General features: G+C 72.1%; 15 protein-coding genes. 11 read left to right on the top strand and 4 right to left on the bottom strand.

Features of this window, described 5'->3' with window-relative positions; genetic code table 11:
* The first annotated feature begins 32 nt into the window (after positions 1-32).
* On the top strand, positions 33-389 hold the full coding sequence (locus tag VAB18032_RS01300) for an STAS domain-containing protein (RefSeq protein WP_013730957.1): 357 nt from the start codon (positions 33-35) through the stop codon (positions 387-389).
* A gap of 10 nt (positions 390-399) precedes the next feature.
* Here the strand turns inward: VAB18032_RS01300 and VAB18032_RS01295 are convergent, their stop codons facing one another.
* A complete protein-coding gene (locus VAB18032_RS01295) occupies positions 400-1,692 on the bottom strand; it encodes an MFS transporter (protein WP_013730956.1) in 1,293 nt (430 codons plus the stop codon).
* A gap of 50 nt (positions 1,693-1,742) precedes the next feature.
* On the opposite strand from VAB18032_RS01295, the gene VAB18032_RS01290 reads away from it, so the two are divergent.
* The 4 genes from VAB18032_RS01290 to VAB18032_RS01275 all read left to right on the top strand — a co-directional run bounded on the left by VAB18032_RS01290 (position 1,743) and on the right by VAB18032_RS01275 (position 3,804).
* On the top strand, positions 1,743-2,459 hold the full coding sequence (locus tag VAB18032_RS01290) for a FadR/GntR family transcriptional regulator (protein ID WP_013730955.1): 717 nt from the start codon (positions 1,743-1,745) through the stop codon (positions 2,457-2,459).
* Positions 2,460-2,498: 39 nt separating this feature from the next.
* Complete coding sequence (gene mscL / locus VAB18032_RS01285) at positions 2,499-2,972, top strand: large conductance mechanosensitive channel protein MscL (RefSeq protein ID WP_013730954.1); 474 nt, start codon at positions 2,499-2,501, stop codon at positions 2,970-2,972.
* An 83-nt stretch (positions 2,973-3,055) separates the two neighbouring features.
* Complete coding sequence (locus VAB18032_RS01280; RefSeq protein ID WP_013730953.1) at positions 3,056-3,322, top strand: hypothetical protein; 267 nt, start codon at positions 3,056-3,058, stop codon at positions 3,320-3,322.
* A gap of 107 nt (positions 3,323-3,429) precedes the next feature.
* On the top strand, positions 3,430-3,804 hold the full coding sequence (locus VAB18032_RS01275) for a hypothetical protein (RefSeq protein WP_013730952.1): 375 nt from the start codon (positions 3,430-3,432) through the stop codon (positions 3,802-3,804).
* 112 nt (positions 3,805-3,916) lie between these two features.
* On the opposite strand, the gene VAB18032_RS01270 is transcribed toward VAB18032_RS01275, so the two are convergent.
* Positions 3,917-5,164 carry a benzoate/H(+) symporter BenE family transporter gene (locus VAB18032_RS01270; RefSeq protein WP_050814518.1) on the bottom strand — a complete coding sequence of 416 codons (1,248 nt, stop codon included), beginning with the start codon at positions 5,162-5,164 and terminating at the stop codon, positions 3,917-3,919.
* A 55-nt stretch (positions 5,165-5,219) separates the two neighbouring features.
* Between VAB18032_RS01270 and VAB18032_RS01265 the strand changes: the two genes are divergently transcribed.
* Positions 5,220-5,807, top strand: a complete 588-nt coding sequence (locus tag VAB18032_RS01265) for an XRE family transcriptional regulator (RefSeq protein ID WP_013730950.1) — start codon at positions 5,220-5,222, stop codon at positions 5,805-5,807.
* 119 nt (positions 5,808-5,926) lie between these two features.
* Here VAB18032_RS01265 and VAB18032_RS01260 read toward each other — a convergent pair whose 3' ends face one another.
* Entirely contained in the window at positions 5,927-7,096 is a 1,170-nt protein-coding gene (locus tag VAB18032_RS01260; protein WP_043719321.1) for a helix-turn-helix domain-containing protein, read from the bottom strand.
* 63 nt (positions 7,097-7,159) lie between these two features.
* Here VAB18032_RS01260 and VAB18032_RS01255 point away from each other — a divergent pair, with 63 nt between their 5' ends.
* From VAB18032_RS01255 to VAB18032_RS01235, 5 genes are all read left to right on the top strand, one after another.
* On the top strand, positions 7,160-7,879 hold the full coding sequence (locus VAB18032_RS01255; protein ID WP_013730948.1) for a PP2C family protein-serine/threonine phosphatase: 720 nt from the start codon (positions 7,160-7,162) through the stop codon (positions 7,877-7,879).
* A 120-nt stretch (positions 7,880-7,999) separates the two neighbouring features.
* Positions 8,000-8,338: a PadR family transcriptional regulator gene (locus VAB18032_RS01250; protein WP_013730947.1), complete on the top strand. Its 339-nt coding sequence runs from the start codon at positions 8,000-8,002 to the stop codon at positions 8,336-8,338.
* Positions 8,335-9,153 carry an ATP-binding cassette domain-containing protein gene (locus VAB18032_RS01245; RefSeq protein WP_013730946.1) on the top strand — a complete coding sequence of 273 codons (819 nt, stop codon included), beginning with the start codon at positions 8,335-8,337 and terminating at the stop codon, positions 9,151-9,153. The genes VAB18032_RS01250 and VAB18032_RS01245 overlap by 4 nt, the downstream gene beginning before the upstream one ends.
* Positions 9,150-9,842, top strand: a complete 693-nt coding sequence (locus tag VAB18032_RS01240; protein WP_043719317.1) for a hypothetical protein — start codon at positions 9,150-9,152, stop codon at positions 9,840-9,842. Before VAB18032_RS01245 ends, VAB18032_RS01240 begins: the two co-directional genes overlap by 4 nt.
* Before the next feature lie 50 nt (positions 9,843-9,892).
* Positions 9,893-11,098 carry a hypothetical protein gene (locus VAB18032_RS01235; RefSeq protein ID WP_043719313.1) on the top strand — a complete coding sequence of 402 codons (1,206 nt, stop codon included), beginning with the start codon at positions 9,893-9,895 and terminating at the stop codon, positions 11,096-11,098.
* A 5-nt stretch (positions 11,099-11,103) separates the two neighbouring features.
* Here VAB18032_RS01235 and VAB18032_RS01230 read toward each other — a convergent pair whose 3' ends face one another.
* Complete coding sequence (locus tag VAB18032_RS01230; protein WP_013730943.1) at positions 11,104-12,186, bottom strand: NAD-dependent epimerase/dehydratase family protein; 1,083 nt, start codon at positions 12,184-12,186, stop codon at positions 11,104-11,106.
* Between the last annotated feature and the right edge of the window lie 54 nt (positions 12,187-12,240).

Raw genomic sequence — 12,240 nt, 5'->3', positions numbered from 1 at the left:
AACGTTCCACCGATAAACAGGAGGTCTGGCGAATGTCCTTGACGGTGCACACGGAACAGCGCGGTGACGTGGTCGTAGTGGCGGTCGCGGGCGAACTGGACATGGCCACCGCGCCCCAGTTGCAGGACCAGATCACCGACCTGCTCGACAAGGGGCGCAGCCGGCTCGTCTTCGACCTGTCGGAGGTTTCGTTCTGCGACTCCACCGGCCTGTCGGTGTTCGTCCGCGCCAAGAACAGCTGCGACGAGGCCGGCGGCGTGGTGCGCCTGGCCGCACCGCAACGCGGGGTGCTGCGCATCCTGGAAGTGAGCGGTCTGGTGGAGGTGCTGCACACCTATCCCACCGTCGACCAGGCGGTGGCGGGCGACCCCACCCCGGCCTCCTCCTGATTCCCACCCCTCAGCGCTCGTCCTCGATGTAGCGAGGGCGGGCGATCACCATGCCCGCACCCGTCTGCACCGCGAGGGCGAGCAGCAGGAAACCGATCGGCGCCGTCCAGCCTCCGGTGCCCTCGTAGAGGATTCCGACCAGCAGCGGCCCCAGCGCCGCGATCACATATCCCGCGCTCTGCGCGAAGGCCGACAACGCGACCGTCCCGTCGGCGGTGCGGGCCCGCAGGCCGATGGTGGTCAGGATCAGGGGGAAGGCTCCCTGGCCGAGGGCCAACAGCAGCACCCACAGCACCGCCGCGTCCCGGGGCGCGAGGGCCAGGCCCAGGTAGGCCAGCGTCGAAGCGGCGGTCAGCGCGAACACCAGCATCCGCAGGTTCTTCAGCCGGCCGGCCAGCGTCGGCATCAGCAGCGCGATCGGCACCCCGAGCGCGGTCACCGCGGCGAGCAGCAGGCCGGCGTCCTGCGGACGGAAACCCGCGTCCCGGAAGAGTTGGGCCAGCCAGCCCATGATCGCGTACCCGCTGAGCGACTGCGCGCCGAAGTAGACAGCCATCGCCCAGCCGAGCCGGGTACGACCGGGCCGGATGATCACGCGGGCCACACCGTCGCGGGTCGCCCGACGCGCATCGGTGCCGCGGCTGCGCAACGCCGCCGGCAACCACGGGAGTACGGCGACAAGCGCGAGCCCCGCCCAGACGCCCAACCCCGCCCGCCAGGAGCCGAAGGCGTGCGCCACCGGCACCGCAGCCGCCGCAGCCACCGTCGTGCCCGCGACCAACGCCATCGTGTACGCCCCGGTGACCAACCCGGTGCGATGCGGGAAGTACTGCTTGACCAGCATCGGCATCATGATGTTCGCCACCGCGATCCCGGCCAGCGCGAGCGCGCTGGTCAGCAGGAACACCACGGCGGACCCGGTGACCGCCCGCAGCACCTGACCGACGGCGAGTGCCAGCATCCCCAGCACCAGCAGACGGGCCGTGGACAGCCGGCGCACCAGCCACGGCGTGGCCGCCCCGAGACCGGCGAACGCGATGGTGGGCAGGGTGGTGACGAAGCCGGCCATCGTGCCGGAGAGCGCCAGGCCGACGCGTACCTCGTCGAGCAGAGCGCCGAGGCTGGTGACGGCGGCCCGCAGGTTGAGCGCCACCAGCAGCATCCCGACCAGCACCAGCAGGCCACCGTGGGCGCGGGACGCGGTCGGTCCGCCGGTCGCGGGTACGACCTGGGTGCCCTGGGCGGTCGACCCGTCGGCGGTGGACGTCGGAACAGCGGGGGTGCCAGCAGGCGACGAGGGCATGACCTCGAACCTACAATCATGGGATGAATTCGGGCGAGAGGTTGTAACCAGTGCCACCGGCAGTTGATTCCGCCCCGGCACCGCAGTTGGCGAAGCTGGGCATCCCCGCCGCACCGCCCCGCGGGCGGCGGATCCAGGAGACGATCACGCAGCTGCGCCAGCGCATCCTGGCCGGCGAGTGGCCGGTGGGCAGCCGGATCCCGACCGAACCACAACTGGTCGAGGCGCTCGGCGTCGGGCGCAACACGGTGCGCGAGGCGGTCCGGGCCCTCGCGCACGCCGGGGTGCTGGAATGCCGGCAGGGCTCCGGGACGTACGTCATCTCCACCGACGAACTCGCGCCGGTGGTGGCCCGTCGGCTGACCGACGACCGGATGGCCGAGGTGATCGAGGTACGCCGCGCTTTCGAGGTGGAGGCGGCACGGTTGGCCGCTCGTCGGCGTACCCCTGCGGACCTGGCCGCCCTCGACGACGCGCTCGCCGCCCGCGAGGCGGCCTGGCGCGGCGGTCGGGTCGCCGAGTTCGTCGAGGCCGACGCGGCGCTGCACACGGCGGTGGTCGCGGCGGCGCACAACGGCATGCTCGCCGAGCTGTACGCCTCCATCGGTGCCGCCATGCGCCGCACCGTCACCCAGGCGATGGGCGGCGCCCTGACCCCGGACCGCCACGTCGACCACGCCCGACTGGTGGCCGCGATCCGGGCCGGTGACCCGGATCTCGCCGCTCGGGAGGCCGCCGCCTTTCTGGAGCCCGACCCCGGGGCATAGGTTGGCCCCTGACGAACACGGGACCTCTCGGGAGTACGGATGCTCAAGGGCTTCAAAGACTTCATCATGCGCGGCAACGTCGTCGACCTCGCGGTCGGTGTCGTCATCGGCGCCGCGTTCACGGGTGTGGTCACCCAGCTCACCAAGTCGTTCCTGGATCCACTGATCCGGGTCTTCGTGGTTTTGGTCACCGGCAGCAACAAGGGGCTGGAAGGCACCGCACCGACGATCCAGGGCATCCCGTTCGACTGGGTCGCCTTCGTCAATGCGTTGATCACGTTCCTGCTCACCGCGGCGGCGCTGTACTTCCTGGTCGTCTTCCCGATGAACAAGCTCGCCGAGCGCCGCAAGCGGGGTGAGGAGCCGCCGCCGGCCGCGCCGAGCGAGGAGGTCAAGCTGCTCACCGAGATCCGCGACGCCCTGGTCGCCGCCGGCCGCACCACGCCGACCCAGCAGCGCAGCGCCCTGGACGACGTCCTCGGTTCGCGGGAGGAACCGCCCAGCGGGCGCTGAACCCGGCACGCTCCGTCAGCCCCTGGGGGGATTCCTGCCAGGGGCCACTCCGAGTCGAACACATGTTCGATAGAGTCCGCGCCATGGAGCAGCGAAAGCACTGGTGGAACGGGAAGTGGGGGCGGCTGGCCCGACGAGACGTCTTCCTCCGCACGGATGCCGACCGGTGGTACGTCGAACAACGAGCCGGCGGCGCCGAGGGAGTCTCCCGCTTCTACGAGTACGACACCCTCGACGACGCCGAGGAAACCATCCGCGCCCTGCTCCACCCCACCGATCCCTGGCGCGAACTCTCCCCCCGCCCACCCTCCCCCTGGACCACCACCCCCACCCCGCCCAGCGACCGTTGATCAAGAAGTTTGGGTCGTGGATCGACCGATCGCCGACGCAAACTTCTTGATCAACGCGCTCTACCGGGGTGGGTTTAGGGGATGGGGGGAGGGGGAAGGGGGTGGGGATGGAGCAGCAGGGGATCGATCAGCGGGGAATTGTCTCGCGGGTGACCACGGGGATGCGGGTGGTGGATGTCGCGGGGCGGGACGTGGGGACCGTCGATCTTGTGCAGCGTGGTGATCCGAACGCGGTGACGGTGCAGACGCCGACCGCCGATCCGGGCGGCAGTCTGGACGAGTTGATCGAGTCCGCCACGCCCGAGGAGCCGGACGTCCCCGCCGACCTGGCCGCCCGGCTGCTGCGTACCGGTTATCTCAAGGTATCCACCGATCTGGTACCGACCGGCGCCGTCTACGTGCTCGCCGACCAGATCGCCAGCGTCACCGACCACGAGGTTCTCCTCGACGCCCTGACCGCCGACCTCCCCGCCGAGGAGTGACCCCCACCCGCCACGTCAGCGCTCATCCAGGCCTGCATCGAAGTCCTCGGTCGAGCCGAGGCGGAGTCCAGGCGACGGTCCGACAAGGCGGCCAGGGGCTTCGACGAAGGCCCTAGCGGTCGATCGCGTGATCAACGCTTTCCTGGCGCGGGGCGGGAGGCGCGGACAGCGTGGGTGGCGTGGGCGCGGACGGCGTGGGAGTGGGCGGGGTGGTGGAGCGACGGCGGAAGATCAGGAGCATCAGGCAGCCGGCGATCAGTCCCCAGAATGCGCCGCCGATGCCGGCCAGGGATACGCCGGCGGCGGTGACCACCAGGGTGACGACGGCCGCCTCCCGGGCGTCGGGGTCGGCCAGTGCCGAGGTCAGTGCGGTGGCCAGCGCACCGAGCAGGGCCAGCCCGGCGACCGCCTCGATCAGCACCGGCGGGGCCCAGCCGACCAGGGTGGTGACCGCGCCGGCTCCCAGCCCGAGCAGGGCCAGCCCGACACCGTTGGTCACCGAGGCGATCCACCGGCGATTCGGGTCGGGGTGGGCGTCCGGCCCGGCGGCGAGGGCTGCGGTGATCGCGGCCAGGTTCACCGCATGTCCGCCGGCCGGCGCGGCGACGAGGCTGGCCAACCCGGTGGCCCGCAGCGCCGAGCCGAGTGGCGGCCGATAGCCGTAGCCGACAAGTACGGCCGTGCCGGGCACGTTCTGCGCGGCCATGGTCACCAGGAACAGCGGCAGCGCCAATCCGATCATGGCTGGCAGGCTCCACTGCGGCACGGTGACCTCGATCACCGGGCGCAGTCCTCCACCACCGCCACCCGACGTGGTGAGTGCGATCGCGCCGGCCGCCACCACCAGCGCCCCCGGCACCGCCCAGGGGCGGGCGAAGCGGTGCAGCACCAGCCAGCACACCAGCACCGGGGCGGCCAGCAGGGGCACCTCGACGAGCCCACGGACCGGCGCGGTGCACAGTGGCAGCAGTACTCCGGCGAGCATCGCCCCGGCGATCGGTTTGGGAATCGCCGCGACGGCCCGGCCCAACACCGGGAAGAGGCCGGCGGCCACGATCAGCAGCCCCGAGACGAGGAACGCGCCGACCGCCGCCGGCCAGCCGCCGGGCATCGGCCCGGTGGCCACCAGCAGCGCCGCGCCCGGCGTGGACCAGGCCACGCTCATCGGCAGCCGGTGGCGCAGGCCCAGCCAGGCGGCGCAGAGGCCGGAAGCCAGACAGAGTACGAGCAGCCCCGAGGCAGCCTGACTCTCGGTGGCCCCGACGGCCCGCAGACCGGCCAGGACCACGGCGAACGAACTGGCGAACCCGACCAGCGCGGCCACCCCGCCCGCCAGCACCGGTTGCATGCGACCTGCCATACCCCACCCCCGATCGTTCCGTTTACGGAACAGCATTGTGTAGCACGATAGCGGGGTGCCGTACTCACCAGCACCAGGCCCCCTGACGGCGAACGTCCCTGGTCACCCCGCCACGGCGGACGACGATCCCGCGGCGATCGGTCGCCGGGTCCGCGCCCTGCGCGAGGCCCGCGGGATCTCACTGTCCGCGCTGGCCCGGCAGGCCGGGGTGGGAAAGGCGACCCTCTCCGGACTGGAGAACGGCACCCGCAACCCCACCCTGGAGACGCTGTACGCGATCACCGCTCAGCTCGGCGTACCGCTGACCGCCGTGCTCTCCGCACCGGCGAGCGGGGCGACCGTGCGCGGGGCGGCGGTCAGCGCCACCCTGTTGGAGGTGTTCGAGGACTCCGACGTCACCTACGAGCTGTACCGCATGCAGGTCGCCCCCGGCCCGGGTCAGCTCTCCCCCGCACACCAGGCCGGAGTCACCGAACATGTCACGGTCTTCACCGGCGTGCTCCGCGCCGGCCCGGTGGACGCCCCGCTGACCGCCGCCGCCGGCGGGCACCTCCGCTGGGCATCCGACGTCCCACACGTGTACGCCGCCGTCGGCGACGAGGAAGTGACGGCCAGCCTCCTCCTGCGCTACCCCCGGACGTAGCAGCCACAGTCCGGCCGCCAGGTTCGCGGGTTCGTCGCACCGCGCACCGTATCGCCGAAACGGCGGGGTACGGAGCGGCGGGATACCGCCGTATCGGCGAAACGGAGTCGATCAGCGCCTCAGCCGTCGACGACGGCAGTCGGTGCGGCGAGTCCGGCGGGTGGTGGGGTGGCGGTGAGTCGCTGGCGCACGGCCCAGAGCGCCGCCTCGGTACGGGAGGCCGCACCGGTCTTGCGCAGCAGGTTCGACACGTGCACCGTGACCGTCCGGACCGAGATGCCGAGGGCGCGGGCCACCTGCTTGTTGGACATCCCGGCGACCAGGCAGTCGAGCACCTCGACCTCCCGACCGGTCAACTCGGCCACCGCAGCGACCCGAGGACCAGGAACGGCAGTGGCCGAAACACCATCGGCGGGAACAGCACCGACCGGGACAACAGCCGTCGAACCAGGAACGGCCGGACCAACAGCGGCCGAACCGAGAGCCTCCGGACCAGCAGCGGCGGAAACGGCAGCGGAGAGGGCGGCCAGGGTGATGAGCGTGTCGCGGTCGGCGTGGGCGGCGAGCAGTTCGGTGAGGGCGTACGGGTTGCCGGCGGTGTGCTGCCAGACCCGGTGCACCAGCCGGGTGTCGGCGGCCGAGCCGGCGTACACCTGGTTCAGTACCTCGGCGACCTCGGCGGGGCGCAGCGGGCCGAGATGCTGGCGCACGACGCCGCGTACTCCGCAGAGGCGGGCCAGGGTGCGACCGGTGAGGGCGGGTGCGACCGCGTGTGCCGCGGGCCTGGTCGCGACCATCAGCAGGGCCGGCAGCCCGTCGGCGGTGGCGAGTTCGCCGACCAGGTTGAGGCTCGCCGGGTCCAACGCGTGCAGGTCCTCGACCACGAGCACCGCCGGGCCGGTGCCGACCAGCGTCCGGACGGTCCGGACGGCCAGCCGGAGCAGGGTGCCGGGGGCGTAGCGCTCACGCGGCGCGGTGGGCTGCTGAGCGAGCCAGGCCAACGCGTCGGCCGGAAGATCGAGTCGGCTGGTGTCGCGTCCGCTCAGTACGGCGGCCAACCAGTCGTACGGGGCGGGACTGTGCACCCGGGCGGCGCCGCTGAGCACCACGTCGGGCCGGGGCGTGAAGCCGTCCAGGGCGGCGGCGACCAGCAGGCTCTTGCCTACGCCCGCGCCTCCGGTGACGACCGCGACAGCCGGTGACCGGCGGTGACCGTCCACCACGGTGGACCACGCCCGGCCCAGCTCAGCGAGCTCACCGACGCGCCCGACCATGGACACCGGCAACATTCCTCAACCCTACGCAGTAGTGCGTAGAGACGCGGGACCTGTCTTCTTGGCAAGCTTGACCCCATGACGCTGATCCTCCGCTCGGCCATCCTCAACGACATCGGCCTGGTTCGGACCAACAACGAGGACTCCGCGCTCGCCGGCGAGCGCCTCGTGGCGGTGGCCGACGGCATGGGTGGACTTCCTGCCGGTGAGGTGGCCAGCGAGATCGTCATCCGGATCCTGGACGAGCTGATCCCGCCCACCGCCCCGGACGCCGCCGCCGACGCGTTGCGCGCGGTGGTGAGCACGGCCAACCAACGCATCCATGCCGCGATCGTCGCCGACCCGGCCCGCGACGGCATGGGTACGACCCTGACCGCGGCCCTGCTCGCCGGGAACACGCTGGTGTTGGCTCAGGTCGGCGACTCCCGCTGCTACCTGCTCCGCGACGGTCGGCTGACCCAGCTGACCCGCGACGACACGTTCGTGCAGGCGCTTGTCGACCAGGGGGCGCTGACGCGGGACCAGGCCCGGCACCACCCGCAGCGGTCCCTGGTGACCCGAGCGGTGCAGGGCGCGGACGCGCCGCCGACGATGGGAATGTTGACGATCGCTGCGGGCGATCGGCTGCTGCTGTGCAGCGACGGGCTCTCCGACTATGTGACCGACGACGCGATCGCGGCCACTCTGGGGCTGCACGCCGACCGCCACCAGTGCGGCGAGCAACTGGTCAAGCTCGCCCACCAGGCCGGCGCGCCCGACAACGTCACAGTCGTGATCTCCGACGTGGTCGACGACTGAGGCCGACCGCAGCCGCCGGCCGGGTTCTGCGGCCCGGCCGGCGGGCGCGGTTCTGCGGCCCGGCCGGCGGGCTCAACTAGGTAGTTGTGCCATCTAGGTAGCGCCACTAGGGTTCGGCGGGTGGATTCCGACCGTCGCGGGCAGTGGCTGCGGGGAGTGCTCGACCTCTGCGTGCTCGCCCTGCTGCGCGACGGTGAGTCCTATGGTTACGAACTCGCCCAGGCGCTCGACGCCGCGGGCGTCGGGCCGATCCAGGGCGGCACGCTCTACCCGGTGCTGCTCCGGCTGCAGCGCACCGGCCTGGTCACCGCGCAGTGGCGGGCGGGCGAATCGGGCCCGGCGCGCAAGTACTACCAGCTCACCGACGACGGGCTGGCCGCGCTGCGCCACGGCGGCAACGCCTGGCTGGCGTTCGTGGCACCGGTGAACGGTATCGTCGCGAAGGGGGTCGACGGGTGAATGCCGACGAGTGGCTGCGGGTCTTCGCGGCCGAGTTGCACCAGCGTCGGGTGGCGGACGACGCCGCCCGGCACGTGGTCGCCGAGGCCGCCACGCACCTGCGCGAGGGCGGCGGCGACCCGTGGCTGGTCTTCGGCCCGCCGCAGGCGTACGCGGCCACGATCGTGGAGAGCATCGGCACCGCGCCCCGCCCGCGCCCCGGCCCGGTACGACTCGACGCCCGGGGCATCACCAAGCGGTACGGCCGGCACACCGTGCTGCGGGACGTGGCGCTTACCGTACGGGCCGGTCAGATCGCCGCCGTGGTCGGTGCCAACGGCTGCGGCAAGAGCACCTTCCTGCGGATCTGTGCCGGGCTGGTCTCGCCGGACGCCGGTGCGGTGACCGTCTCCGGCCGGCTCGGCTTCTGCCCCCAGCAGGGCGGCACCGCCGACTTCCTGCTCCCCGACGAACATTTCGTGCTGGTCGGCGCCGGTCAGGGGGTGGCCCGGGGACCGGCCCGACGTGCCGGCCGGGCGGCGGCCCGACAGCTCGGCTGGGAGGCCCAGGACGACGTGCTCGCCCGGCACCTCTCCGGCGGTACGCGCCAGAAGCTGAACCTGACCATGTCCACCCTCGCCGCCCCGGACGTGCTGCTGCTCGACGAGCCGTACCAGGGCTTCGACCAGGGCAGTTACGTCAACCTCTGGGATCAGTTGATCCGGTTGCGCGACGAGGGACGGGCCATCGTGGTGGTCACCCACCTGCTCAACCAACTCGACCGGGTCGACGTCGTGCTCGATCTGACCACCGGCAACCCGGGAGACCACCGATGAAGCCGATGCTCACCGTGGCCGAGATGACGTTGCGGGAACTGGCCCGGCGTCGGGGCGTACTGCTGCTCCTGCTGTTGATGCCGTTCGTCTTCTGGCTGATCCGGCGGGACTCCTACGTCGGGCAGTCGATCCGTGCGCTGCTGCTGGGCATCAGCTGGGCGGTGAGCACGGCGGCACTCTTCGCCACCAGCGCCGCCCGCGAGCTGGAGCCCCGGCTGCGGCTGGCCGGCTACCGCCCGCACCACCTCTACGTCGGTCGGATGCTCGGCCTGTGGCTGCTCGGGTTGGCCGTCTCGGTGCCGTTCTTCCTGCTCACCGTCGTCGACGCGAACAACCTGCGGTACGCCGGCATTGCGATGGCGATGCTCTGCTGCGTGGCCGTGGCGGCACCCTTCGGCATGCTGATCGGTGCCCTGCTCCCCCGCGAGCTGGAAGGCACCCTGCTGCTGCTCACCGTCGTGGCCATGCAGATGCTGCTCGACCCGGCCAGTCCCGGATCGAAGCTGACCCCGTTCTGGTCCAGCCGGGAGATCGCCACCTGGGCGGTGGACCACGCCGACGGCGGTTACCTGACCCGGGGTCTGCTGCACGCCGTGCTGGTCACCGCGCTGCTGATCGTAACGGTGGCGGGTGTGTTCGGCGTCCGGCTGCGGCGTCGCCGGCATCTGCATCACGTACCACTCACCTGAGCGACGTCCGGGGGCAGATTTGTCGCCATTCACCGCCTAACATCACCAAAGTGCGTCTGAGATCCCCCGCCGTGGTCGTACTCGGCGTCACAGTCACCGTCCTGTCCGCCTGTGGGCCGTCCGTGCCCAGCGCCGATCCGCGCAGCGGCCAACCACCGGCGGTCGACGCGGCACCCGACGCATCGAGCGCGGCCGCCGCCGAGCAGGGCGGGCAGGACGTGCCGCAGACAGCCAGCGCCAGCCCCTCCCGCAGCGCCAGCGCGGTGCCCTCGGTGGCACCCACCGGCGGTGGCCGCAAACCGTCCGGCGGTGCGGTGGCCGTGCCGGCGGCGGGACGGGCGGTGGACACCTCGCGGCCGACCCGTACGGTCGGCACCGGCACCCCGGCCAGCTGCACCTCGGCGGCGGTGGTCCGGGCGGTGGCGGCCGGCGGCATCATCACCTTCGACTGCGGCCCCGACCCGGTGACCATCAAGATGACGGCGACGGCCAAGGTGCGCAACGCCAACGGCCCGCAGGTGGTCCTCGACGGCGGCGGCAAGGTCACCCTCAGCGGTCAGGGCCAACGCCGCATCCTCTACATGAACACCTGCGACGCGTTGCAGGGCTGGACCACCTCGCACTGCCAGAACCAGGACCATCCCCGGCTGACCGTGCAGAACCTGACCTTCGCCGACGGCGACGCCACCGGCCAGCGCACCGACGGCGGCGGCGGTGGGGCGATCTTCGTCCGGGGCGGCCGGGTCAAGGTGGTCAACTCGCGCTTCGTCGACAACCGCTGCGACCGGACTGGCCCGGACGTGGGTGGCGCCGCCATCCGGGTCCTCGACCAGCACGACGACCAGCCGGTGTACGTGGTCGACAGCACCTTCGTCGGTGGCTCCTGCGCCAACGGCGGCGCGTTGAGCAGCATCGGTGTCTCCTGGGTGGTGCTCAACAGCACGTTGCGCGACAACGCGGCGGTCGGCGAGGGAGCCAACCCGGCCCGCTCCGGCACCCCGGGCGGCGGCAGCGGCGGCGCGATCTACTGCGACGGCAACGAGTTCTCGGTACGCATCGCCGGCACCACCATCGAGGACAACGACGCGAAGGAGGGCGGCGGCGCGATCTTCTTCGTCAGCAACAACCGCACCGGCACGCTCCGCATCGAGGACTCGACCCTGCGCCGCAACCCCAGCCACGGCTTCGAGACCTACCCGGGCATCTTCTACCTGGGCTCCGGCAAACCCACATTCACCCGCTCCACCCTGCGCTGACCCCGTCAGTAAGGGTTACTGTGACCGGCCGGGCGGGCCCGGACGAGCCCCGCCGGGCGACCGGGCAGGGTGGGTGTGGCGGACAGCGGCGGGCTGTCGGTATGGGCACGTTCGGCCATGCCGGCGACGAGTTCCTTGAGGGCGTCGACCGCGTTGACCCGGGGCCGCCAGCCCAACTCGGTCTCGGCCCGGTGGCTGGACATCAGGGGTACGTTCAACGCCAGCTCCACCCAGCCGGCGTCGATCGGTTGCAGCCGGGCCCGCCAGGTCAGCGCCGCGGCGGCACGCAGCACCGGGGCGGCCACCGGCACCGTCCAGCCGTGGAAGTGCCGGGCCACCAGCTCCGGGGTCAGCACCGGGTCCGCGGCGACGTTGAAGGCACCGCGCACATCACCCAGGATCGCCCGGGCGTACGCGTCAGCCACGTCGTCGGCGTGCACCGCCTGCATCCGCAGCCGCCGGTTGGCCGGCACCAGCGGCAGCCGCCCGTACCGCAGCAGCCGCACCGGCACCAGCGGCCCGAGGAAGTACCTGGCGATCTCGGTGCCCGCCTCCCGCTGAAAGATCAGCCCGGGCCGCAGCCGCACCACCCGCAACCCCGGATGGGTCCGCTCGATCCCGTCGAGCATCTCCTCCACCGCCGCCTTGTCCCGGCTGTACGACGATTCGACCACCCCGGTCGCCGGCCAGCGCTCGCTCACCGGCGCGCTCTTCGGCCCCGGCGCGTACGTGCCGACCGACGAGGCGTACACCAGAGCCGGCACCCGAGCCCGCAACACCGCGTCGACCACCGCCCGGCTGCCGTCCACGTTGGTCCGGCGTAACACGTGCTGGTCGTGGCTGGGCTGGATCTGCCAGGCCAGGTGCACCACCGCATCGGCCCCGGCGAAGACCCCGGTCAACTCGTCCGCTGCACCCGGCAGACCGATGTCACACGAGTGCCACCGCACCCCGTCGTACGGCTCACCGGCCCCCGCATGGGGCAGCCGCCGCGCCACCCCGACCACCTGGACGTCACGCTCGCGCCGCAACCGGCGCAGCAGCGCCGTACCCATGTTCCCGCTCGCCCCCACCACCACGATGCGCATGCCCGGTCCGTACCCGTTAAGTGGCTTTCCAACCACGCGCCGTGCCGGCGTCTT

The organism is Micromonospora maris AB-18-032 (genome assembly GCF_000204155.1).
GTDB lineage: Bacteria > Actinomycetota > Actinomycetes > Mycobacteriales > Micromonosporaceae > Micromonospora > Micromonospora gifhornensis.
The sequence above is the reverse complement of the archived record's forward strand: the minus strand, read 5'-3'. Positions and strand labels throughout refer to the sequence as shown.

What these genes read in the sequence shown, in the direction of transcription:
- VAB18032_RS01300 (WP_013730957.1), top strand. Translation starts at nt 33, where the DNA reads ATGTCCTTGACGGTGCACACGGAACAGCGCGGTGACGTGGTCGTAGTG.
- VAB18032_RS01270 (WP_050814518.1), bottom strand. Translation starts at nt 5,164, where the DNA reads ATGGCAGGTCGCATGCAACCGGTGCTGGCGGGCGGGGTGGCCGCGCTG.
- VAB18032_RS01275 (WP_013730952.1), top strand. Translation starts at nt 3,430, where the DNA reads ATGGAGCAGCAGGGGATCGATCAGCGGGGAATTGTCTCGCGGGTGACC.
- VAB18032_RS01280 (WP_013730953.1), top strand. Translation starts at nt 3,056, where the DNA reads ATGGAGCAGCGAAAGCACTGGTGGAACGGGAAGTGGGGGCGGCTGGCC.
- VAB18032_RS01230 (WP_013730943.1), bottom strand. Translation starts at nt 12,186, where the DNA reads ATGCGCATCGTGGTGGTGGGGGCGAGCGGGAACATGGGTACGGCGCTG.
- VAB18032_RS01255 (WP_013730948.1), top strand. Translation starts at nt 7,160, where the DNA reads ATGACGCTGATCCTCCGCTCGGCCATCCTCAACGACATCGGCCTGGTT.
- VAB18032_RS01295 (WP_013730956.1), bottom strand. Translation starts at nt 1,692, where the DNA reads ATGCCCTCGTCGCCTGCTGGCACCCCCGCTGTTCCGACGTCCACCGCC.
- VAB18032_RS01240 (WP_043719317.1), top strand. Translation starts at nt 9,150, where the DNA reads ATGAAGCCGATGCTCACCGTGGCCGAGATGACGTTGCGGGAACTGGCC.
- mscL (WP_013730954.1), top strand. Translation starts at nt 2,499, where the DNA reads ATGCTCAAGGGCTTCAAAGACTTCATCATGCGCGGCAACGTCGTCGAC.
- VAB18032_RS01260 (WP_043719321.1), bottom strand. Translation starts at nt 7,096, where the DNA reads ATGTTGCCGGTGTCCATGGTCGGGCGCGTCGGTGAGCTCGCTGAGCTG.